We start from the raw sequence: 24,348 nt of genomic DNA on the forward strand, positions 1-24,348 counted from the left end.
GACGCCTCGACGTGGCTGGCTTTCTCTTTCAACGGGCGCAAAGATAGATTCTTTTGAATAACACGATCGCGGGGTCTGTGTGCTGCGCCTCGATCCGCATGTAGACTTTTCTTACTGCACACGGGGCTTTACACGAAAATCTTTTTCGGGCAAGTGCCTCGGAACCTCTTCGGCGTCGTACTTTTGGGGCCATAGAAATAACACCTATCCATTACACAGATCATGGTCTATCCATTCAAAACTCAGATTAAAGGTGTCACCAAGCCGCCGAGAGAACGACTCGTACCGACACAGTCGGTAGTCAAGTGGTTGTACGACGTCACACAAGCCACCTCCAGACTGGAGCGTGCGCCCTTATTCGCGTTCGGGGGTAAGAGCAGATCTGGCATTTTTTCCAAGCATTCACTTCAAAACGACTTCTAAGAGGCTCTACGGCTACCAAACGTGGAGCTCCTCCCGACGCTTACAACCTTATTCATCATGGCGACTCAAGAACAAATCCTTCACTACGCATGGAAATACCAGCTCTACGCCGCGCCGGAATGGACGACCACGGACGGCGAACAGCTCCGCGTCATCACGCCCGGCATACACAACACCGACGCCGGCCCCGACTTCTTCAACGCCAAAGTGCAACTGGACGACATCACCTGGGTGGGCAATGTGGAGATCCACGGACGCTCGTCGGACTGGCTACGGCACGGGCACGATACGAATCCGGCCTACGACTCGGTCATCCTGCACGTTGTCGGTGAGGCCGACACGCCGATCCGTCGCACCGACGGCTCGCTCATCCCGCAGGTCGTCGTACGGGTGCCCGAACGCGTTGTCCGAAGCATCGACTGGTTGCTCTCGCGCGAGCAGGCCGTCCCCTGCATCGATCGCCTCAGCGGACTCGACGACCGGTTGCTCTACGGCTGGCTCTCGGTCTTAGTCGGCGAACGCCTCAAACGCAAAACGAACGACATCTTCCGACGCCTCGAGCGCACACACAACGACTGGAACGAAACGTTCTACATCACCCTCTCGCGCAACTTCGGCTTTGGCACCAACAGCGACGCCTTCGAGTGGCTCGCCTCCGGGCTACCCTTCAAATACATCTGCAAGCAGCGCCACAGCACGGTGCAAATCGAGGCCCTGCTCTTCGGCCAAGCGGGCATGCTCAGCGACGCACGTGACGACGCCTACTACCGCACCCTACAGCGCGAATACCACTTCCTCCGCACCAAGTACAGCCTTCGCCCGATCGACGCCCACCTCTTCAAGAACTTCCGCACCCGCCCCCTCAACTTCCCTCACCTCCGCGTGGCGCAACTCGCCTCCGTCTGGGCGCACAACGACACGCTCTTCTCCGAGATACTCGAGGATCCCTCGGCCGACCGCCTCTGCCGCTGCTTCGACGTCCCACTGTCGGCCTATTGGAATACGCACTTCCACTTCGACTATCCCTCGCCGCCGCATAAGCCCTCCCTCGGCCCCTCCGCCGCCCGCCTGATGCTGATCAACACCGTCGTACCGATCCTCTACGCCTACGGTCTCCAGAAGAATGTGCCCGAATACTGCGAACGCGCCCAGCGCCTCCTCGACAGCCTGCCCCCGGAGCGCAACGCCGTCATCCGCCCCTTCACCGAGGCCGGTATCCGTCCCCGCAACGCCTCCGATTCGCAAGCCCTGCTACAGCTCCGCCGCGAGTACTGCGAGCCGAAGCGTTGCCTGTCGTGCCGCATCGCGTTCGGCCTCATCAAGCACTCCTTAGCATAGCCGGCATCTAAAGCCATGAACGACTGGAAAGACTTCTTCTACCTCTCCATCGGCGAACGGCGTGCCCTGATCCTACTGCTCATCCTGATCGCCATCGGGTTGATCCTTTTGATTTGGGGCGACATCCTCTATGATCGGCAGCAGGCCGCAGCGTCGGTGGCCACGGAACAGACAGTGCCGCCGATCGACACTCGCGCGGCAGACCGGCCCACGTATGCCTCGCCGCCGTCCGACAGTCGTCCGCGGCATACGGCCTACCGTCGCTCGTATCGCAGGGAGAGTCTGGGGGAGCGTGTCCGGCGCCTGACCGACCGACGGCCACACTATCCGCACCGCGAAAAACTCTCGCCGGGGCAGACGCTCGAGCTGAACGCAGCCGACACCGTAGCCCTACAAAAGGTGCCTGGCATCGGGCCGTATTACGCGCGGCGGATCGCAAAGTTTCGCGCCCTGCTCGGTGGCTTTGCCCGCGTGGAGCAGCTGAGCGAGGTCTACGGCGTCGACGAAGAGAAATACGCCGAACTGGCGCCCTGGTTCACCGTCAATCCGCGACTCATCCGTCGTCTGGCCGTCAACCGGCTATCGGAAGATTCGCTTCGGCGCCACCCCTACATCAACTATTACCAAGCGAAGGTCATCGTCCGCCTACGTCGCAAGAACGGCCCCATCAGCGGTTGGAGCGAGCTGTCGCTGCTGGAGGAGTTCTCCGACGCCGACCGTGCACGCCTCGAGCCCTACCTGTCGTTCGAATAAGAAAGAAGCGGGGGCGTCTCCGTAGGGATCCGGGCGCGGGGTCTTACTCCCCTGTACATCTACAGAAAGCCCACCCACGCGTGGTTTTAATCTCCGTACCCCTACGGAAAGCCCACCCACGCGTGGTTTTAATCTCCGTACCCCTACGGAAAGCCCACCCACGTGTGGTTTTAATCTCCGTACCCCTACAGAAAGCCCACCCACGCGTGGTTTTAATCTCTGTACCCCTACGGAAAGCCCACCCACGCGTGGTTTTGATCTCCGTAGGGGTGCAGACCATCCTCCCCCATACGCTTACGCAAGCGAAACTGCCCCAAGTTTCGGGCTCCCAAACGGTTTTTGGTGTAAAATCCGGTTCATTTTTTGGCGTCCGTGTTGGAGGCACGTATAGAAAAGGAAAGCGGGCACGCCCTTGGATAGGCATGCCCGCTTCTTCTTTTATACCGCCCCCCACGTCAAAAAGATGAGGGGGGGGGACGGAGTAGCGTTACGATTGGATTATTGTACCAATACCTTCTGCGTTGTGCCGTCGCTGAGGACAACGAGGTAGAGACCGGCAGCGAGAGGCACCGTCTTGTCGCCTTGCACCGTGGCCTGCTTTACCAGCACACCCGAAGCAGAGTAGATGCGCACCGTCGTCTCCTTCGGGGCGTGGATGCGAACCGCACCGCTGTTCGCCCATACGGACGGCTGATCTACCAGTGTATTGGCCACCGTCTTGGTGAACTCCAGCGTCAGGTCTTGCATCACGCGACGAATCACATATTCGTATTCGCCATCTGCGTTCCGCGTACCCGTCAGCACTTCCACCGTGCGACCGTCGATCAGACGCTTAGCCGTGACCGTCATCGGTTCGCCGGCATACTTGACGCGGAAGGTGAAGTTCTTCTGTGAAGGTATCGAGCTGTATCCAACTCCCGGCGAAACGACCGTCACCCCTTCCACCGTCGGGATAAACACCGAGCGCTGATGAACGGGAGGTGCATCCCGCTTGACATAGAAGCAGTAGCTCTCATCACGGCACCAGTCGGGGACAAGTTGCTTGTCGGCCAGTTCTTTACCTAATACCGTATTCAGATTTCTTCTCAGTATGGCATCTAAAGCCTGATCAGTTCCTCGCGGGTAATTAATTCTGCTCACAAAATTTTCCAATGGGTGACCGGAAGGAAGAGGAAAATTGTCCATGAGCAAGTTGTCTAATACCTGCGAAAATTCACCTCCCTCTGGGTTGTATTTATCTTCATCGCTAAGGGGGCCCCAAGTTCCAGAACCAATACCCATAAAGGAACCATCCTCATAATATTCTATGATAGCATTCTGAATGGTAGCCGACTGACTTTCGAACAATGATTTGTAATATGGAATACCCATCTTCCTTCTATAAGCTATCTCTTCAGTACCTCCATTCAGGAGATTGGTAAGACTATTAAGGGTATCGCCGGTATAGTAAAATCTATTCGGGTCCATATAAGTTTGCTTTAGATCTGCTGATCGCCCGACTTTTGAATCGAGTTGTCTCAGACAGACGCGTACACTGTCGTCTTGTAGCAAGTCTCTCTCCACATCGGTCAGGGGCGAATCAGCCGGATGCCAGTTCCAACCTCCATCAAGGCTACGTACCATATACTTTGTGTCTGTACCGCTCACAAAGCCGTAATTCAAACGCATCGTGTCGCGATAATGCACTCGCGAGCGAATAATATTCGAAGCGAATTTTGGCTGGTTGTAGATCTTGAATCGAACGGTGAACGTATCGGATGGCTCACCGGTCTCCTCATTGTAAAAAGGATGGGGGAATAACGCCGGATGGCTATTACCCACCCCCGGGTATCTCCAAGCATTAGTGGGAGGTACCACCCAATCCGAGGCATCGTTCGCCAGCGTATCGGGGCCGTTACCCGTCTTCTTTCTGACAAAGTACATCTTCAATACCGCATCGCCATCCTCCTTGATCCGGGTAAACTGTATCGGATCACACATGATTAAAGTGTGTACTGCAGAATCCCTCGGAAGCAGGATTCTCGTGATGGGTTTTTGAGCCCGGCCTCCCGTTAAGCAAGAATCTTCCAATACGCCTCCGTATTCAAAAACAAGCTCTAAGTCACGAGCTGCCTTTATCATTTTCATGCTAGCTAGTTTTAGCCCGCCAAAAACGTTCTCGTTCTTATTCCAGCAAATAATCGTCTCTCTTAGATTGTGCTCTTCGAGTGTATCCGTATTATACACACAGCCTACGTAAAAAACGTTGTCTTTATAGGCTAGTATATCATCATCAATATTCCATTTCGGAAGCGAGACTGCTGCCGCTCGAAGGTTATAACGTGCTGCACCTGTTTCGGCAGCCCGCTTTTTTCTTTCGCGTTCAGCTATTCCTCTCTCGATCTGGGCCAGATCCTTCACTTCTCTTCGCGCATTATTATAATCGGGAGAGCCATTGTTGTCTTTATCAATAGCCCATACAGCATACAACGTCCTATCGGATTGTATATCGATAGCATCTCCCACTCGATAGAGCAACGTCTCAATTCCCATCTCTGCAGAGGAAGAAGTCACCACAGGCAATTTACGATCGGACCATCCGAGCAACATATAGCCACGTATCCCGTAGCCATTGTGAGTCAACCGGTGCATGCCATTGGCTACCGTCTCCGTCCTTTGTGCACCCGCACGAGGCTGGGCCCCCGGGCGCCAAGTCACATCGGCTGCACGCAGCGAGCCGATATTGAGGGCGGACAGCAACCCGAAGGTTGCTATCATAGCCCACAAACAATTCTTTTTACTTGTTCGTATCATATTCCATTGTAATTTGGTTTGGTTTACTTCACTATCACTTTGTGCGTCTTGCCGTCGATGACTACCACATAGAAGCCTTCGGCGAGCGGTTCGCGTGTCTGCCCTTCGGCTACGTCGATACGCTTGTACAACGCACCGCTACGGGTGTAGACCTCTGCACGTGTACGACGGTCGGACTCGATATAGAGCACACCCTCATGAGCCCATACGCGGATGGCGGCTGCTTCAAGCTGGGGCGCTGTCTGATCTGTCTGATCCTCTGACAAGATTCTCAATTGCGAGCGCTTCTCAACCACTGCATTATTGTAATCAGGTGAACCATTGTTGTCCTTATCGATCGCCCATACAGCGAAGAACTTCTTATCCTCCTGAATGTCGTACTGACTTCCGAGCCTATGGAAATTGGATAGGCTATTCTCCGCTGCCTGACTTGTCACCACGGGCTTCTTTTGTTCAGACCATCCGAGCAGAACATAACCACGTATGGCAAAGCCGTTGGCCTTGAACTGAAGGGTGCCTTTCGATACGGGCTCAGTCCTCTGCTTACCGGCCCGAGGCTGAGCTCCCGGATTCCATGTAACAAACACTTCGTCATAGTCAGGGATACCATTCTGGTTGGCATCCTTAGCCCATACGGCATGGAAGGTCAGATCAGATGTGATCCTAATGGCTGTATCTGGCTTCATCAAACCGCTTGGCTCATCGGCCTTGGCTGTGATCAGACTTGAGGTGCTAAAGCTCCAACCAATAAAGGCAGCCTTTGTACGCGTCAAGGTGCCTTTGCCCTTCACGGTAACCATCATGCTGTCATTGTAGCGATTGTTATCCACAGGGGCCGTACCACCGTCATTGCCGTTACCAACATAGGTCACGCCTTTCTGCAGGTAGTCGGGCACATTGTCGCTCTGACCGTTCGGACCCGTCTTATCCTCACCCCATACGGCGTATAGGTTTGCGAGTGCGGATGAGTAAGACACTTGCTGATTCGGCTGCTTCATGTCGGCCGGTACAGCGGATGCAGTTGTCACTACAGATACACTTGAAGTGTGCCATCCGATAAATACCGTCTGGTTAAGCGTCAAGTCGCCCTTATCCTTGATGGTCACTTGGTCGTCATTATTATAGAGGTTGGCATCCTGCGGAGCCGTGCCACTGGCGCCATTAGCATGATAGGTCACGCCATCTTGGCTATAGTCTGGCTTGCCGTCTGGTGTGCCGCTCGGACCGGTCTTATCTACTGCCCATACCGCATAGAGCGTCGTATCGGCCGTGATGGCGAAGGTTCCACCTGGCTGCTTCAGATCGGTTATTGCACTTTGTGCGGCCGACGTCTCAACCAAAGGATGCACGCCGAAGCTCCAGCCGATGAATACGGCTTGATTACGGGTCAGCTGTTCTTTGTCTTTCACCGTTACGGTTGCGTTGTTGTCATAGCGGTTGGCATCTGTCGGCGCTGTGCCTGTGCCACCGTTACCGTCGTAGGTCACACCCATCTGTAGGTAGTCGGGCACATCATCGCTCTGTCCAGCTGGGCCGGTTTCGTCCTTACCCCATACGGCGAAGAGCGTCGTGTCGGTGGTGATGGTGAACGTCTCGTGTTCCTTCTTCAGGTCGGTCACTGCATCGTGCTCGGCTTTCGTGGTCAGCAGCGACTTCTTACCGAAGCTCCAGCCAACAAACGCGGCCTTATCGCGGGTCAGATCATTCTTGCCCAGGACGGTCACTGCGTCATTGCTGTTATAGCGTTTGTCATCCGTCGGTGCTGTACCGGTAGAGTTCTCGTTGCCGTCGTAGGTAACGCCCTTCTGCAGGTAGTCGGGGATATTATCCGAGTTGCCGTTCGGGCCGGTCTTGTCCTGACCCCAGATAGCGTAGAGCTTATTGGTCGTAGACGAGTAATTGAACTTGTCTCCGGATTGCTTCAGACCTGTCGGCACATCGGCAGCCTTCGTAACCAAGGCGTGGCTATTGAACAGCCAGCCAATAAACACGGCCTCCGTGTGTGCCAAGGTGCCTTTATCCTTCGCGGTCACTTCGTCATTGTCGTTATAGAGGCTGTTGTCCGTCGGAGCGTCGCCTGTGCCACCGTTAGCATAGTAGGTCACGCCGTCCTGGCTATAGTCCGGCTTACCGTCAGGCGTACCGTTCGGGCCGGTCTTGTCGATTGCCCATACAGCGTAAAGCGTCGTATCGCTTGTGCTTGCGAACGTAGCACCCTTCTTCTTCAGGTCGGCAGGTTCATCTGCGGCCTTCGTGATTACAGGTTTCTGTGTGAAGCTCCAGCCGATAAATACAGCCTCGGTGCGTGCCAGTGAACCAGAATCTTTCACCGTTACGTTCTCACCATTGTTATAGCGGTTAGCGTCCACGGGAGCCGCGCCGCTGCTCTGATTGTTGCCGTTGTAGGTGACACCGTTTTGCAGGTAGTCAGCGATACCGTCAGAGGTCCCGTTCGGGCCAGTCTTATCCTCTCCCCAGAGTGCGAAGAGGGTCTTCTGGTTAGCCGAGTACTTGAAGGTGGCATCCTTCTGGTAGATCGTTGCCGGTACATCAGCCTTCTTCGTGATCAGAGGCTTCTGCTCGAAGAGCCAGCCGAGGAAGACGGCATCCGTACGAACCAAGCTACCCTTATCGAGCACTTTCACATCGTCGTTGTCATTGTAAAGCTTCGAATCTACCGGAGCCGTACCACCGGTATTGTCGTTGCCCTTGTAGGTCACGCCGGCTTGGCTGTAGTCAGGCTTACCGTCGGGGGTACCGCCCGGGCCCGTCTTGTCGATTGCCCATACGGCAAAGAGCGTCGTATCGGCCGTGATGTTGAAGTGGGCACCGGTCTTCTTCAGGTCTGCGGGTTCATCCGCGGCCTGCGTGATCAGACCCTTTTGCGCGAAACTCCAGCCAAGGAACACGGCCTCGGTGCGAACCATCGTGCCGGAATCTTTTACAGCTACTGACGTGCCGCTGTTATAGCGGTTGTTATCTACCGGAGCGTCGCCACTGGTTTGGTTGTTACCGTTGTAGGTGAGACCCTTTTGCAGATAGTCGGGGATACCGTCAGAGGTTCCGTTCGGGCCGGTCTTGTCCTCACCCCATACGGCGAAGAGTGTCGTGTCCTGGGTAATGGTGAAGTTCTGGCCTTTCGTCTTCAGGTCGCTTGGCACCTCGCTGGCCTTCTTGATCAGCTCTTTCTGCGTGAAGCTCCAGCCGACGAATGCTGCACCCGTACGAACGAGGCTGCCGGAATCTTTCACCTCAACCTGCGTATTGGCGTTGTAGAGGTTATCATCCGTCGGAGCGGCACCGGTTCCACCGTTACCGTTGTAGGTCACCCCGTTTTGCAGGTAGTCGGGCACATTGTCACCGTTGCCATTGGGACCTTTCTTATCGACGGCCCATGTGGCGTAAAGCGTCGTATCGGTCTTGATGGTGAACTTGTCGTTCTCCTTCTTCAGGTCGGTCGGCTCGTCGCTCTTGGCGGTGATGACGCCTTGCTTCTGCGTAAAGCTCCAACCGATGAACGTAGCATCCGTACGCTTGAGGTCGCCCAAGCCCTTTACGGTCACTTCGGCATCCTCGACATAGGGACTCTTCTCGTCCGTCGGCACCGTGCCACTGTTACTGCCGTTTCCGTTGTAGGTCACATTGAGCGTAGCGTTGCAGCCGTCTACCACGGTTACGGTGTCACTCATCGGGGAGGTGCACTTACCATACGAGCCAATTACTGAGTATTGACCCGCTTTATCCGACGTAACCGTGTATGTATTCTCTATGGCTCCTAAAATAGGATTGCCATTATAGTACCACTGATAACGTGTCGGACCACTTTCAGCTGTCAACACCGTATTTTTTGCAGGTGGGCAGATAAAACGGTCACCCGTAATCTTCAATGGTTTGGGATCTACTACTGTTATCGTAGATTTTATCGTGAGCTGCTTTCCATCTTCTCCGATAACGACCAATTTGATCTCTTGAGGGGTCTTCAATGGGAATGACGACTTCGTCCATTCGATCTTATCTTGAGCGGTGGGCTCTTCGACTCCGTTGACATACCATTTTATATGTCCGGGATTCGCACTTAGCGGGAAATTCAATTCAGCCTTGAATTTGAACGAGCCATTGCAGTACGTCTGCCCATTCGCATTTTGGAAATGGACATCATTGATATAGAATGAAGGGTTCAGCTGCCGTAGGGATGATGCTGCCATGTAGTAGTAGGATATGAAAGATCCAAAGCCATATCCATAAACAATAAGGCCCTCTTCGTTGTCAAACAGATAAGAGGCCGAAGACTCCGTAAGCTGTAGGTTGTAGAATGACATACCGGAGCTCGGATTGTCATACCACGTACCGTTTTGACTACTCAAAAGCATCGTCTGTCCAGCCCCAATCTTAATGGTCGTTTTCTCTTTTGTCGCGGTAGGGGTCACGATCAATGCATAATGAGACGACAACCTATCTGAACCAAATGGTGCAATCAAGGCTGTTTGCACAGACTGCTCAACAGGAGGAATCCACACAAGCGATTCATCACCATTACCAACCGCACCATTATTGTAATTCATTCCCACCATGTAGGAGCAGACTTGCACTGGCTTATCACTCTCGATATAGCAGCCCTTATTAGCTAATGAAATCTGAAGCTCTACGAACTCTCCGGCGTTAAGTGTATAAGTCTGTTGAGCAGGTGTAGACGTTTTAGGGAGTACCGCCCCGGTCTGCGTAACCTTGGTGTTATTATGAGACGCAACAATCCTAATCAATTCAACACCTCTCAAGCTGACCGGTACAATAAACTTGGTACCCCAAGTTTCGGTGGAGGTCAATTGCTGGAAGATATTGTCACCACCACCATCTATCTGATGATAATTGTGGGCTGTGAAGTAGGCTATCGGATTGTTTGAGGTGATGTGACGTCCACTCAAATCTTGGCTCATGTTATCAGCTCGTCTGAAATAGACTTGCCCTTTTGAAAGGTGTGCCACATCATTTCCATTCTCGTAGACGATCGTGTTATCCTGAGTGGCTACAACCATGTAGTTGTCAGTAAAATTACTATTAACAGCAGCTCGCCCCAAATGATAATAATCGCTTCCCAGTGTGGGGACAGGCAACAAATTCGTCGCATCAGCCAATGCCGCATAGGTATTAAAGGCATACACCGTCACGGGAATATCATTGTCCGTTTGGATTCGGATAGACTTGCTGCTTATCCTCGTTTCAAGGGAGTAGGAGGCAGCTCTATCCTCTTGAGTCAGGGTGTAATTGAACGCGTCATTATCTGAGATTGAGAAGGGAACAACCTTGTTGTTCTCCGTAAACGTAATCCGACCCGTTACCGCTTGTTTGGCTACGATTCGCAACTGCAGATATACGCCATTCGATGGGGCGTTTGCATTATTACCGAACGTAATCCAGAAATCAGACCCTCGCGTCTCGACTTGCGCACCAAGAGAGCACGCAAATACCAAGAGGAGGAATAGTGTAATTATTCGCTTCATACTCCCGATCAGTTTTGCTTTTTCAAATCCACGATCAATTGTTCTTCCTCTTTGCCGTACTTAAAGATCGACGTTAAGGTCATCGTATTCCCATTCACGCTATACGAATAGTCAAAAATGGCGCCCAAGCTGTTGATGGAGAACTGTCCGTCTCCCAACTTATACTCAAGCACTTCTTTCCGCCCATCCTCAAAATACATTTCCAACTCCTTGCTATTCATCATCCTCCATCTTTGAGGGCAAGGAATGAACGACTCCACCTTCTGACCGGCCGAATAGGTGCGCTCGGAGGAGACACCATCGACGGTCTTTTTGACCTTCACCCGGTTGATGGTCCAGGTGCCAAGCAGATCACCATCGGATACTGCGGGGTTGGATAGCGGTGCCCGAAGGCTGGCCTCTCCGTTCCGTCCACTGGCGTCCGGGCTGGAGGCCCAAGCGTCGTAGGATGGTGCTGCAAAAAACGTCGTGGCCGCAAGGGCCATAGCGAACGTCCTACCAGAGATTCTTCTCTTCTTCATTTTGTAATACTTTATTGATTTGGAATCTGCCCCGAAGTCCCCTTATCTGACATCGGAGCTCTTTTTATTCTTCACTTTAGTCTTATGTCTGTAGTTCATTTGATAGCCGAATGTTTGTCGGCAAAAATTTGCCGTAGAGGGAATCAAATTATTTCGTTTCAACGTACTGCTTTATTTTTTTATGGATTTCTATTCCGTCAAACTACTACCATTGAATCCAAAGGAATAAGGAGAGTGACAATGGCTCTATTACCTCCTCGCTTTCATGACCCGGGAAAAGATCGGATCCTCAAGAAGAGGGAGCTTTCCTGATGAAGAGAGGCGGTCTTCTCTCGTTCCTCTGCGGACGTCTGTAATGTCGCGCGATTCTCTGCCCCCGCCCCGAAAGCGATACCTGAAAACACCCTACTCGTGGAACATCGTCTCTTTTGCCGCAAACCGGCAATGGATAGAAGTATCCGGCTTCCTTTCCCCCCCACGCGAATAGAGACTTTCTGATGACAGCTTCTCAATAGTTATCGGTTCTACGTTGATCGATAAACACTCGATTGCGGCACTCTCCAATATCCCCATAATACCCGAAAACGGCTCTGCGGAGAGGCGCGGCGCCGCCTCGTTCATGGCCATGAAAAAAGCCCCTCAAAGCAGCTTGAATGCTGACTTTGAGAGGCCTTCCAGTTAGTCGGGGTGACTGGATTCGAACCAGCGACCACTCGCCCCCCAGACGAGTACTCTAACCGGGCTGAGCTACACCCCGCGTTGCATCGTTTTCTCGAATGCGCGGCAAAAGTAGAAAGATAATCGACTAACCAAAACCCCGTGCGCACTATTTCTTACTGTCCCATGTTCTCCCGATAGAAGTCGAACGACTCGATGACGAGCTCACGAGGCACTTCTTGATCGATGACGACGTCGCCGATTCCGCGCAGGAGGGCAAAGCGGATGCGGCCGCCAGCGTTCTTCTTGTCATGCGTCATGCGTTCGTAGATCGTGTCGTAATCACGGCAACTGAACGAGAAGGGTGGATAGCCCGAACGGATGAAGTGGGTTACGCGGCGCAGATCGTCGGTCGAGAGGCCGCAGTGTTTGTGCGAGAGGTAGAGTTCGCAGACGATGCCCGCGGCGACGGCATGGCCGTGGAGGATGGGACGGCTGCGGGCGAAGGAGAGGCTCTCGAAAGCGTGGCCGATGGTGTGGCCGAAGTTGAGCGCCTTACGAATGCCCTGCTCGATGGGGTCCTCCTCGACGATGCGCGCTTTGACAGCGACGGAACGCTCCACCTCAGCGGGATCAATGGTGAAGTGGCGGGCAGAAATGTCGATGGTGAGGAGGGCGCGCAGGTGGTCGGAGTCGGCGATGAGACCATGCTTGATCATTTCGGCGAGGCCGGAGAGGAGGTTGTCGCGGTCGAGGGTGCGGAGGAAGGTGCAGTCGATCATCACGCAATCGGGCTGGTGGAAGGAGCCGATCTCGTTCTTGAGGCCGTTGAAGTTGATGCCCGTCTTTCCGCCCACGGCGGCGTCGACGGAGGCCATGAGGGTGGTGGGGATGTTGAGGACGTGCAGGCCGCGCTTGAAGGTGGCGCCGGCGAAGCCGCCGAGGTCTGTCACCATGCCGCCGCCGAGGTTGATGAGCAGCGAGTGACGCGAGGCGCCGCCGTCGGAGAGGTGCTGCCAGATCTGGGCCACCTGCGCGATGTCTTTATGGACGTCGCCGGCCTCGATGGTGATCTGCCCGGCGTCGCGGAGGGCGGGAGTGCCTTCGAGCAGGGGCAGGCAGTGCTGCCGCGTGTTGGTGTCGGTGACGAGGTAGGTCTTGTCGTAATTCTTTGACGCGAGGTAGGCGGTCAGCGCCTCGGCGATGTCTTTTGTGAAGATGATCATTGGGGGGTCTATGCTATACATATAATAATGGGAGAAGATGAGCCTCAGATTGCATTTTACAAGCGTGCAAAATCCAAAATGAGCCTCAGATTGCATTTTACAAGCGTGTAAAGTCTAAAATGAGCCTCAGATTGCATTTTACAAGCGTGCAAAGTCCAAAATGAGGCTCAGATTGCATTTTACAAGCGTGCAAAGCCTGAAATGAGGCTCAGATTGCATTTTACAAGCGTGCAAAGTCCGAAATGAGCCTCAGATTGGATTTTACAAGCATGTAAAGCCTGAAATGAGCCTCAGATTGGATTTTACAAGCGTGCAAAGTCCAAAATGAGGCTCGGATTGCATTTTACAAGCGTGCAAAGTCCGAAATGAGCCTCAGATTGCATTTTACAAGCGTGCAAAGTCCAAAATGAGCCTCAGATTGCATTTTGCAAGCGTGCAAAGTCCAAAATGAGGCTCAGATTGGATTTCACACGCTTGCAAAGCTCTTGGCGGGGGCGGTCCGGGCGACTTTATTTCAGTCCGGCCTCCTCCAAGATGGCGTCGATGGCGGCGCTCAAGCCGTCGGGGTTCTTGCCGCCAGCCATGGCGAAGTGGGGCTGTCCGCCGCCTCCACCGCGGATGAACGAGGAGCCCTTCTTGACCAGCTTCGCGGCGTCGAGACCTTCACTGACGAGGGGCTGGCTGAGCAGGACGAGCAGGCCGCAACGATCGTGGTCGCGGATGCCGGCCACGAAGCAGATACGCTCGTCGCTCGACGATTCGTCCTTGATCTGCATGGCGATCGACTTGCAGAGGTCGACGTCGCCCTCGCCGTTGAAGAGGATCAGTCGGGTGCCACGACGATCGACGGCGTGGGCGAGCAATTCCTTCTTCATCGTGGCGGCTTTCTCCCGGATGTACTCGCCGACTTGCCGCTTGAGCTCGCTGTTCTCTTCGATCGATTTGCGGATGGTCGGCAGCAGGTTGGGCACGTTGTTGAACAAGGCGCGCACCTCGCGCACGGCGTCTTGGGTGAAGTGGAAAAGTCGCTCGGCAGCGTCGGCCGTGACGGCCTCGATGCGGCGCACACCGGCGGCAATGGAGCTTTCGCTGGTGATGTACATGGAGCCGATCATGCCGGTGGCGGGGATGTGGGTGCCGCCGCAAAGCTCGACGGAGGTGCCGTAGCGCACGACGCGCACTTCCTCGCCGTACTTCTCGCCGAAGAGGGCCATCGCGCCCAAGGCTTTGGCCTCGGCGATGGGCATGTTGCGACGCTCGTCGAGAGGCAGGTTCTGGCGGATGCGACGGTTGACGATCTGCTCCACGCGGCGGATCTCCTCGTCGGTCATCTTGCCGAAGTGGGAGAAGTCGAAGCGGAGCGACTCGGGCCCGACGTACGATCCTTTCTGCTCAACGTGTGTGCCGAGCGTCTCGCGGAGCGCCTCATGGAGCAGGTGCGTAGCCGTGTGGTTGCATTCGCAGCGGATGCGGCGCTCCACGTCGATGCGGGCTGTGAACGAGGCGGTGAGGTCTTTCGGGAGCTTCGTGGTGAGGTGCACAGGCAGGTTGTTTTCGCGCTTCGTGTCGATGATCTCCGTCTGTTCGCCGTCCGGGGCGATGAGCCATCCGCTGTCGCCCACCTGTCCACCCATCTCAGCGTAGAAGGGCGTCTTGTCGAGGACGATCTGATAGAGGGTCTTGTTTTTCTGTTTGATGCGGCGGTAGCGGAGGATCTCCACGTCGCACTCCATCATGTCGTAACCCACGAAGGCCGTCTCGCCCTCGCGCAGCGTCACCCAGTCGTCAGCCTCGATGGCGGCGGCGTTGCGTGCGCGTTCCTTTTGCTTCTGCATCTCGGCGTCGAAGCCCTTGAGGTCAGCGTCCATGCCATGCTCGCGGAGGATCAGTTCGGTGAGGTCAAGCGGAAAGCCATACGTGTCGTAGAGGGCGAAGGCGTCCGTTCCGGCCAGCGTTTTACGACCCGCGGCGTTCAGCTCTTCGATCTTTTTTTCGAGCAAACGGATGCCTGTTTCGAGCGTGCGGAGGAAAGCCTCTTCCTCTTCCTTCATCACCTTTCCGATCAGCTCCTGCTGGGCCACTAGCTCCGGATAAGCCGTGCCCATCGTGGCGATGAGCGTCGGGAGGAGGCGATACATGAAGGCCTCTTTGCAGTCGAGGAAGGTGTAGGCGTAACGCACCGCGCGGCGCAGGATGCGGCGGATCACATAGCCCGCCTTGGCGTTCGAGGGCAGCTGTCCGTCGGTGATGGAGAAGGCGATGGTGCGGATATGGTCCGCCACGACGCGCATAGCCACGTCCTTCTGCCGATCGGCGCCGTAGGTCGTGCCCGTCATGTGGGCGATGGCCTGGATGAGCGGCTGGAAGACGTCCGTGTCATAGTTCGACGTCTTGCCTTGCAGCGCCATACAGAGTCGCTCGAAGCCCATGCCTGTATCGATGACGCGGTTCGGCAGCGGTTCCAAGGAGCCATCGGCCTTCCTGTTATATTGCATGAAGACGAGGTTCCAGATCTCGATCACGAGCGGATTGTCTTTGTTCACGAGCGATGCCCCGGGCACAGCCGCGCGCTCAGCGTCGGGCCGGAGGTCGATGTGGATCTCCGAACAAGGTCCGCAGGGGCCCGTGTCGCCCATCTCCCAAAAGTTGTCGTGCTTGTTGCCCTCGAGGATGTGGTCAGCGGGCAGGTATTCGGCCCAATAGCCGGCCGCCTCACTGTCGCGCTCGAGGCCCTCGGATGGGCTGCCCTCGAAGATGGTGGCGTAGAGTCGTGCCGGGTCAAGATGCAGCGTGTCAACCAAGTATTCCCACGCCCAGCTGATAATTTCTTTCTTGAAATAATCGCCGAACGACCAGTTGCCGAGCATCTCGAACATGGTGTGGTGATACGTGTCGTGGCCCACCTCCTCGAGGTCGTTGTGCTTACCGCTGACGCGCAAACATTTCTGAGAATCGGCCACGCGAGGGTATTTGATGGCGGTGTTACCGAGTATAATGTCCTTGAATTGGTTCATCCCGGCGTTGGTAAACATCAGCGTGGGATCGTCCTTAATAACCATCGGAGCCGATGGTACAATATGGTGTCTTTTCGATGCGAAAAAAGACAAGAATGATTCGCGAATTTCTTGTGCTGTCAGCATATTTGAATATGTAAATAACCTGTTAAAACCTTGCAAATGGGGCGCAAACATAGGTCAAAACCTACATTTGCGCCTCAATCATAAGGGATGAATTGATTATGGGACTATTCAAGTCAAAGAAGATATACTACAAGTACAACACGGAGACGCTCAGCTTCGAGCGGGTCTATCCCACCGTCAAGCAGCGCATTTTCGCTGTCGTCAGGCATGCCAGCATCGGCATATTGGTCGGGGTAGCGCTCTTCTTTCTTTTCGCCAACATTTTCTCCTCCCCCATGGAATCCCTCCTGCAAAAGGAGAACAAACTGCTGCAAACCCAATACGAGGTGCTCAGCCTGCAACTCAACGATGCGCTGGAGGTTTTGGACGACATCCAGCAACGCGACGAGAACCTCTATCGTGCCATCTTCCAAGCCCGCTCCATCCCTGAATCTGTCCGCAAACCGGGCTTCGGCGGCACCAACCGCTACGCCTACCTCTCCAGCCTCTCCAACGCCGATCTGGTGATCGAGACCACGCAGAAGCTCGACATGCTCAAGAAGCAGCTCTACGTCGAATCTAACTCGCTCGAGGAGCTGATCTCCATCGGTAAAAGTCTCGAAGAGCGTGTGCGCTGCATCCCCGCCATCCAGCCCATATCGAACAAAGACCTCAAACGCACCGCATCGGGCTACGGCACACGTATCGACCCGATCTATCACACCCTCCGCTTCCATGCGGGCATGGACTTCGCCGCCCCGATGGGCACGGATATCTACGCCACGGGTAACGGCCGCGTCATCCTAGCCGGATGGAAACAGGGCTACGGCAACTGCGTCATCATCGATCATGGCTACAGCTACAAAACGCTCTACGGCCACATGGAGAAGATCCTCGTCCGCGAAGGGCAGTCTGTGACCCGTGGCGAAGTGATCGGCCTGGTGGGTAGCACCGGCAAATCCACCGGCCCACACCTGCACTACGAGGTGCACATCAACGACAAACCGGACAACCCCGCCAAGTACTACTATCAGGATCTCAATCCCGAGGAGTACGACCAGATGCTGCAGCTGTCTGAGAACCACGGCCAGGTGCTCGACTGATCCCCCCCCTCGCCCATCAATGGGATTAAAACAGAACAAGAACCTCAAGCTCTACTTCTCCATCCGGGAAGTAGCCGCACGCTTCGGCCTGAACGAATCCACCCTCCGCTACTGGGAGAAGGAATTCGACGAGCTCGCTCCGCGCAAGACGCCCGGCGGCACCCGCTACTACACCGAGCAGGACATTGAGCTCATCGGCCTCATCCACTACCTCCTCAAGGAACGCGGTATGACCGTCGCCGGCGCCCGACGCAAGCTCAAGGACAACAAGGAGACTACTATCAACCAAATGCAAATCATAGAGAAATTAAAAACGATTCGCGCCGAGCTCGTCGCCCTTCGGGACGCCATCGATCGGCTGGAAAACAATGAAGAAGAAAGGATGGAAAAACAATGAACAACGTATGGATGTCCCTCGTTTTTGTCGTCATCGGACTGGTGCTGATCCTCGTCGGCGCCAACGCCCTGACTGACGGCGCCGCGGCCGTAGCCAAGCGATTCCGCATCTCAAACCTCGTGATCGGCCTCACGATCGTAGCCTTCGGCACCTCCGCCCCGGAGCTGACCGTGAGCGTACTCTCCGCCCTCAAGGGCAGCCCCGACCTGGCCATGGGCAACGTGGTCGGGTCGAACATTTTCAACGTCCTCTTGATCCTTGGCGTGACAGCCGCCATCATTCCGCTGCACGTCCCTCGAAGCACCATAACGAAAGAAGTGCCCTTCTGCATCCTCGCCTCCTTGGTGCTCCTCTTCGTAGCCAGCGACGTCTGGATCGACGGCGCCACGGAGAACGTCCTCAGCCGCATCGACGGACTGGTGCTCCTCTGCTTCTTCGCCATCTTCTTCGGATACACCTTGGCCATCGCCCACAATAAGACGGACGACGCCGACGAGGAGGGCATCAAATCCATGCCCGTCTGGCGCTCGGCGCTCTACATCGTCGGCGGACTAGCAGGGCTGATCTACGGCGGACAGCTCTTCGTCGACGGCTCGTCGGCCATCGCGCGCAACCTCGGCGTGAGCGAGTCGACCATCGGCCTGACGCTCGTCGCCGGCGGCACCTCCCTACCCGAGCTGGCCACCTCCGCCGTGGCTGCGCTGAAGAAGAATCCACAGATGGCCATCGGCAACGTGGTCGGCTCGAACCTCTTCAACATCTTCTTCGTCCTCGGTTGCGCCGCCTCCATCTCGCCGCTACACGTAGCCGGCATTACGATGGTCGACTATGCCGTGATGATCGGATCGGCCGTCCTCCTGCTCATCTTCGGACAGTTCTTCCGCCAGCGCACCATCACCCGCTGGGAGGGCGTCGTAATGACCCTCTGCTTCATCGCCTACACCGCCTACTTGGTGGCCAATGCGTAACAGCTAAGGCCGGGCACGCGAGATGGAGGATTCCCCCCTCCCGTGTACCCGGCCGCTTTTCGATCTTCCTCCCGAGGAGGGATGACAACGCGCCGCACGTTTAGGTCTTGGATTTTTATCCCGACCCCGAAGTCACTGATTTCAGCCCTTGTTTTTCTGCATGCCTCCTCCCCGCTTATTTCCCCTTTATGAAGTATCAAACCAACCTCCGCGAAGAAGAGATTAAGAACCGACTCCGGCACGACTATTTCGGCGCCTACGACGCCACGCCCATCTTGGGCAACATTGACTTTGCCGTAGCCCTACCCGCACTGCCGCTGCATGGCGTCGCTCCGGCACCCGAGGACAGGGAGTACCTGCTTTGGGCCGAAGCCAAGAAGGGTACATCGCACGACATCGACGAGTCGCTCGTGCAGCTCATCCTCACCATCGGAAAGGCACGCACCTTTGACCGACACATGCCGCCCACCTTCCTCGGCGCCTTTGATGCCGAGAAGATTGCCTTCCTGCCCTACAGCGACATCCATGACGTCTTTTATCAGAACGACTTCAACTGGAACGTCAAGCCCTCCGACCACGATACACGCGAGTTTCGGCAACTCATGGAGACTGTCCGCCGGACGCTCGAAAAGGACACGCTCCGCTTCCGCCTCGACACCGACAGCGAAGAGCTACGGCAATTCATCCGCCAAAACTTCATCATCGACAAAGCCAACCTCTGGAAGCTGCCCATCAACAAGACCAACTTCACGGCCGTATACGCCAAGTGGCGCGAGGCCGTCCGACCGTCCATCGCTATCGATTGGGAAAAGACGAAGAAGGCCGGCATCATCGACGCTGACTTCTACTTAGCCGACCTCCTCTCTCGGCAAAACATCACGCTCCGAGAGAAGCTCTACGTCCTGCTGCGAGAGACGTTTTACGAGCTGGATCGGAAGATCGACGGCATGGGCTTTCTTAACGCCAAACGAGCCGACTTTAAGGATGACGGCCGCGCGCACACTGAGTTTTGGAATCGCTACGAGCGTCCGCCTCGTGAGGAATATTGGGAGTACATCGTGGCGCGGCGCGACCTACTTGTGCCGCAAGACGTGCGCGAACGCAAAGGCTCCTACTTCACGCCGCGCCAGTGGGTGGAGCTCTCGCAGCAGTACCTCTCCGACGAGTTAGGTGAAGATTGGCAGGAGGAATACGACATCTGGGACTGCTGCGCGGGCACGGGCAACCTGCTCGTGGGGCTAACGAACAAGTACCGCATTTGGGCCTCCACGCTCGACCAGAGCGACGTCGACGTCATGCACGATCGCATCGCCAACGGTGCCAACCTGCTCGACAGCCACGTCTTCCGCTTCGACTTCCTCAACGACTCCTTCGACCTCCTCCCCGACGGCCTCCGAGAGATTATTAATGATCCCGAACGCCGCCGTAAGCTGGTCATCTATATCAATCCGCCGTATGCGGAGGCAACTACGGCCAAAACAGTCACAGGAACAAGCAAGAACAAAGCAGGCACAGCCATTGGTAATCGCACACACGAGAAGTATAAAGGAATTATCGGTAAAGCTGGAAATGAATTATTCGCACAATTCTTGATCCGGATATACAAGGAAATCCCTCTATGCAGGATTGCAAATTTTTCAACTTTGAAAAATTTGCAATCCTCCAACTTCTCGGATTTCAGGAAAGAATTTCGAGCGCAGCTCGAAAAATTTTTTGCGGTTCCAGCCGATACCTTCGACAATGTGAGTGGGCAGTTCCCCATCTCATTTCAGATGTGGAACACGGAGCAGGAAGAGATCTTTGTTGAAAAGACGGGGACTTTCTACGACAAAAAGGGCGCGTTCTATAAAGAGAAGACCGTAGCCTCACTCGACCATGTACCAAGAATCAACGCATGGATTAAGCAGTTTGACAAGAAGAAGGGAGCCATCGGATTTATGGAAAACCCTACTCCTGATTTTCAAAACAACAAGTTCTTAAACATCGCATCTATAGAAGGAAGTCGGCATAACAACTACTTATACATTAATAGAGATACGTTGTTTGTAGGCAGCATCTACTTCGCTATCCGTCTTTGCATTTCTCCCAACTGGGATAACGACCGCGACCAATTCCTTTACCCCAACGATGGCTGGGCGAGCGATACGGAGTTTCAAAACGATTGCCTTGTCTTTACCCTCTTCCACGGACAAAACCGCATCAGCAGCACGCAAGGCGTCAACCACTGGATCCCTTTCTCAGAAGCAGAGGTCGGCGCACAAGACGCGTTTAAGAGCCATTTCATGCACGACTTTATCCGCGGCAAGCTGCCCAAGGCAGAGGCGACAGCTGAGAGCCAGCTCCAAATCTTCAATGTCGACACGCCCCGCCCACGCACAGGCGAGCCCCTCGCCTTCTCGCCCGAGGCTACCGCGGCGATGGACACCGGCCGTGCCCTCTGGCAATATTATCACCGCCAACCCGGCGCCCTCCCCGACGCTTCGCTCTACGACATCCGCCTCCACTGCCAAGGCGTCAAGACGAGCAAGAGCGGCAAGACGCAGATGAACACCACCAGCCCCGACGACACCTATACCACGCTGATCAAAGACCTCCGCGCCCGTGTCGCCGCCTTGGCCCGTAAGATCGAGCCGAAGGTCTATGCCTACGGATTCCTGAAATAAGGTGGGGCGACTATTTCCCGAAAGGAAACAGCTACAGAACGCCTTCATCCACCCTAACCCCATACATAACAACAAATGGAAATTCAACGTGCAGAGTTCGTGACGAGTAACACGGACGTGAAGCGGTGTCCCGACGGTGGGATGCCGGAATATGCCTTTATCGGACGGTCGAACGTCGGCAAGTCGTCGCTGATCAATATGCTGACACGACGCAAACAGCTGGCCATGACGTCGCAGAAGCCCGGTAAGACGCAACTCATCAACCATTTCATCATCAACGACAGCTGGTATCTGGTCGACCTGCCCGGATACGGTTACGCCCGACGCAGTCGCGAGAACCGTGACCGGCTGCGGCAGATCATCGAATCGTACATCCTCAGTCGCCAGCAGCTCACGTGCCTCTTCGTCCTGCTCGACTGTCGCCATGAGGCGCAGCGCATTGACCTGGAGTTCATGGAGTGGCTCGGGCAGAATGGTGTGCCGTTCGCCATCATCTTCACCAAGACCGACAAGCTCAGCCGCAGTCGCCTGCAAGAGAACCTTGCGGCCTATCGCGAAAAGATGCTCGAGACGTGGGAGGAGCTGCCGCCCATCATGACCTCGTCGTCCGAGAAGAACGAGGGGCGCGACGAGATCCTCGCCTACATCGACGAGATCAATCGCAGCCTCTGATCCCACCTCTATCACACAAAAAGCCCGCTCCCGAACTCCTCTGTCGGTAGCGGGCTTTTCTTCGTTACGGGGTGATTAGAGTGACGCCCTGCTCACTTGGCGTAGCGGAAGCTGACCGAACCGCCCGAGACGGAGCAGGTGGCCACATTGTCGACCGTGTACGAGCCGTTCACTAAACGCAGTGTGTAAGCCACGACGCGGCAGCGGCTGAGATCCACGTTGCGCTTGATGTTGTAGGCGCGGGTGTCGATCGTATAGGTGCGGGTGAGGTGTTTGCCACGCTCGATGGTACCTAACGAGAGGCCCGACCTCGGGTCGTCCGTGGCGGTCAGCGGATAGGTCGCCACGTTGTTATGTACATAGTTGGGGTCGATGGCGTCCTCACCATTGCCGATGCGCTGGCCGTACTTGATGCCGTCCTCGACGATGTAGGCGAAGAAGCGATACTCGCCCGTCTTGTTAGCCGCCACATCGGCCGTGAAGCTGATCGTGCCGCCTTTCACCGAAGAGCGTAGGGCGATGCCCGTCTGTGCCGGTGCGTAACTGTTCAGGATCCAGATGGCCTCGTTGAACTTCTCGCGCGTGGCCGTGCGGTAGACGTTCACCTTCGTGTGCATATCCACCAGCGCCGAGGGCCAAGCCGGGCAGAGACGGTCGGCCGTCTCCGAGAGTACGCCGTAGAGCTCGGGATAGTTGAAGCAGAGCTGGCTGACGTGGAAGACGATGGGCACAGCCCGACCCGGCGTGAGGGTCATGATGTCGTTGATGGCCGTGGTCATGATGGGGCAGGTGGCGCAGGTGGCCGACGAGAATTGCATGATGCAATGCTGCTTGGCGAAGTTCAACGCCATTGCGCTGGCCTTGACGCGCACCTCAGTCGAGCGGACGCCGTCGTAGGTGGCATAGAAGGCATAGTCGCCGGCCTCGGTGGTGGTGAAGTTGTGGCCGATGAGGGCGATGTCGGGCGTGGAGCGGAGGGAGATGACGGCCTTGTCCGTAACGTCGTGACCGTCGGCCGTCACGGTGAAGGCCACCGCCTCGTTGCCGTCAGCGTGGATCGCACTGCGGTCGGCACGCAGCGTGACGCTACCAGCAGCAGCGTGCACAGCCACTTCGGCCGAACGTTCGTTGCGATAGATGGCGTAGAAGGTGTAGTCGCCCGACTTATCGGCCGAGAAGGTGGTGCCTTCGAGCTTCGTCTCGGTCTCGCCGCGGCGCAGAATGGAGGAGGAGGCGGTCACATCCTCGTCGTCAGCCAGAACGGTGAAGTGTACCTGATCCGCTGTGCCCGGTCGGATCGATGTGCGATCCACCTTGAGCGTCACCACGATCTGGGTGGCTGTGACGGTGACGGCGTTCGACTTCGTGCCCTCATACAGGGCGTAGAACGTCTGCGTGCCGACCTTATCCGCGGCATAGCGGAGCGTGGACGAGACGGCCTGACCCGACTCGGAGCGAACGGTGACGCCCTGAGTCGTCTCTTGACCGTTCACCTTCACCACGAAGGTGATCGAGTCGCGGCCGTTGGCTTTGATCGACGTTTTGTTGGCCTCCAGGGTGACCGTGGGGGGCAGTTTTTCTTCGCTTGAGCAGCCAATCAAGTTCATGATGGCCAAGATCCCCAAGAGGGGAATCCATAGGATACGATTTTTCATTTGATCTATCTTCTTCAATTTGTAATCGGCGCAAAAATAGACTTTCCGGGTTCCCTGCCTTGCCGTTTACGGCCCGTCCGCGGATGAATGGAGCTCCTCGGAGTGGCTTCTCTGGCGGGTTGGGGCATCCGAAGCGCAAAAAGAGATGAAAAGGCAGGGAGGGCTGGTGGAGAGCAGGCGCCAGTCTGTGAAATCGTCCATAATGGCCAAAGCACCTGACGAAAAGTTGTGAAATCATCCGTGGTGCCGGGTGCGTAGCGCTTCGGCTGTAGTCCAAACGGCTTCCGATCCGGTGATCGTAGACAAACCGACAGCCCCATCGATACCTATCGGCGCCGCTGTCTGCTGTATATCTATGAGCTTGTCTATGAGCTTGGCGAGGTCGTCCGTCGGCTTGTTGCTTCGGGGGGGCGCGTCGCTGAACATCCGGGGGCGCAAACGCTGGCAGGCGGCCTTCCAAAGTGGTCGGAGTGTCTGGTGACTCTGGCAGGCCGCCTGCCGGGACTATCGGACACTCCGGTGACGTTGGCAGGCCGCCTGACAGGACTACCAAACACTCCGG

14 protein-coding genes, 1 tRNA gene and 2 pseudogenes are annotated in these 24,348 nt (G+C 55.7%); 8 read left to right on the top strand and 9 right to left on the bottom strand.

What is annotated here, in order from left to right; genetic code table 11:
- The first annotated feature begins 480 nt into the window (after window positions 1–480).
- Together C7123_RS01915 and C7123_RS01920 are read left to right on the top strand one after the other, a co-directional pair.
- Window positions 481–1,761 carry a DUF2851 family protein gene (locus tag C7123_RS01915; RefSeq protein ID WP_069175601.1) on the top strand — a complete coding sequence of 427 codons (1,281 nt, stop codon included), beginning with the start codon at window positions 481–483 and terminating at the stop codon, window positions 1,759–1,761.
- Between the two features lie 15 nt (window positions 1,762–1,776).
- Window positions 1,777–2,514 (top strand): helix-hairpin-helix domain-containing protein, encoded by a 738-nt coding sequence (locus C7123_RS01920; protein ID WP_069175602.1) that lies wholly within the window; start codon window positions 1,777–1,779, stop codon window positions 2,512–2,514.
- A 498-nt stretch (window positions 2,515–3,012) separates the two neighbouring features.
- Here C7123_RS01920 and C7123_RS01925 read toward each other — a convergent pair whose 3' ends face one another.
- From C7123_RS01925 to C7123_RS13565, 3 genes and pseudogenes are all read right to left on the bottom strand, one after another.
- On the bottom strand, window positions 3,013–5,307 hold the full coding sequence (locus C7123_RS01925; protein ID WP_107490560.1) for a T9SS type A sorting domain-containing protein: 2,295 nt from the start codon (window positions 5,305–5,307) through the stop codon (window positions 3,013–3,015).
- 23 nt (window positions 5,308–5,330) lie between these two features.
- Window positions 5,331–8,996, bottom strand: coding sequence for an RHS repeat domain-containing protein (locus C7123_RS01930; protein WP_069175604.1), 3,666 nt, complete (start codon window positions 8,994–8,996; stop codon window positions 5,331–5,333).
- Window positions 8,997–9,557: 561 nt separating this feature from the next.
- Window positions 9,558–10,082, bottom strand: a pseudogene (locus tag C7123_RS13565) (hypothetical protein); the annotation flags it as partial.
- Here C7123_RS13565 and C7123_RS13265 point away from each other — a divergent pair.
- On the top strand, window positions 10,044–10,208 hold the full coding sequence (locus C7123_RS13265) for a hypothetical protein (RefSeq protein ID WP_237269258.1): 165 nt from the start codon (window positions 10,044–10,046) through the stop codon (window positions 10,206–10,208). The pseudogene C7123_RS13565 and the gene C7123_RS13265 sit on opposite strands and share 39 nt — an antisense overlap.
- A gap of 63 nt (window positions 10,209–10,271) precedes the next feature.
- Here C7123_RS13265 and C7123_RS13570 read toward each other — a convergent pair.
- The 5 genes and pseudogenes from C7123_RS13570 to alaS form a co-directional block, all read right to left on the bottom strand.
- Window positions 10,272–10,805: pseudogene (locus tag C7123_RS13570) on the bottom strand (hypothetical protein); the annotation flags it as partial.
- Window positions 10,806–10,813: 8 nt separating this feature from the next.
- Window positions 10,814–11,326, bottom strand: coding sequence for a hypothetical protein (locus C7123_RS01935; protein WP_107490561.1), 513 nt, complete (start codon window positions 11,324–11,326; stop codon window positions 10,814–10,816).
- Between the two features lie 682 nt (window positions 11,327–12,008).
- A tRNA-Pro gene (locus tag C7123_RS01945) sits at window positions 12,009–12,083 on the bottom strand.
- 76 nt (window positions 12,084–12,159) lie between these two features.
- The gene (gene aroB / locus C7123_RS01950) at window positions 12,160–13,209 is read right to left on the bottom strand and encodes a 3-dehydroquinate synthase (protein ID WP_069175607.1); all 1,050 of its coding nucleotides are present in this window, start codon (window positions 13,207–13,209) and stop codon (window positions 12,160–12,162) included.
- Between the two features lie 509 nt (window positions 13,210–13,718).
- Complete coding sequence (gene alaS, locus C7123_RS01955; RefSeq protein ID WP_069175608.1) at window positions 13,719–16,349, bottom strand: alanine--tRNA ligase; 2,631 nt, start codon at window positions 16,347–16,349, stop codon at window positions 13,719–13,721.
- A 98-nt stretch (window positions 16,350–16,447) separates the two neighbouring features.
- Between alaS and C7123_RS01960 the strand changes: the two genes are divergently transcribed.
- The 5 genes from C7123_RS01960 to yihA all read left to right on the top strand — a co-directional run bounded on the left by C7123_RS01960 (window position 16,448) and on the right by yihA (window position 22,131).
- Window positions 16,448–17,431 carry a M23 family metallopeptidase gene (locus tag C7123_RS01960; RefSeq protein WP_037983193.1) on the top strand — a complete coding sequence of 328 codons (984 nt, stop codon included), beginning with the start codon at window positions 16,448–16,450 and terminating at the stop codon, window positions 17,429–17,431.
- A gap of 19 nt (window positions 17,432–17,450) precedes the next feature.
- Entirely contained in the window at window positions 17,451–17,828 is a 378-nt protein-coding gene (locus C7123_RS01965; RefSeq protein WP_037983192.1) for a MerR family transcriptional regulator, read from the top strand.
- A gap of 11 nt (window positions 17,829–17,839) precedes the next feature.
- The gene (locus C7123_RS01970; RefSeq protein ID WP_038010462.1) at window positions 17,840–18,796 is read left to right on the top strand and encodes a calcium/sodium antiporter; all 957 of its coding nucleotides are present in this window, start codon (window positions 17,840–17,842) and stop codon (window positions 18,794–18,796) included.
- Between the two features lie 188 nt (window positions 18,797–18,984).
- Entirely contained in the window at window positions 18,985–21,459 is a 2,475-nt protein-coding gene (locus C7123_RS01975; protein ID WP_069175609.1) for a hypothetical protein, read from the top strand.
- Window positions 21,460–21,534: 75 nt separating this feature from the next.
- A complete protein-coding gene (gene yihA / locus C7123_RS01980; protein WP_069175610.1) occupies window positions 21,535–22,131 on the top strand; it encodes a ribosome biogenesis GTP-binding protein YihA/YsxC in 597 nt (198 codons plus the stop codon).
- 92 nt (window positions 22,132–22,223) lie between these two features.
- Here the strand turns inward: yihA and C7123_RS01985 are convergent, their stop codons facing one another.
- Window positions 22,224–23,786 (bottom strand): Omp28-related outer membrane protein, encoded by a 1,563-nt coding sequence (locus C7123_RS01985; protein WP_069175611.1) that lies wholly within the window; start codon window positions 23,784–23,786, stop codon window positions 22,224–22,226.
- Window positions 23,787–24,348 lie beyond the last annotated feature (562 nt).

The sequence above is a fragment of the Tannerella serpentiformis genome (assembly GCF_003033925.1).
In the GTDB taxonomy this organism is placed as follows: Bacteria; Bacteroidota; Bacteroidia; order Bacteroidales; family Tannerellaceae; genus Tannerella; species Tannerella serpentiformis.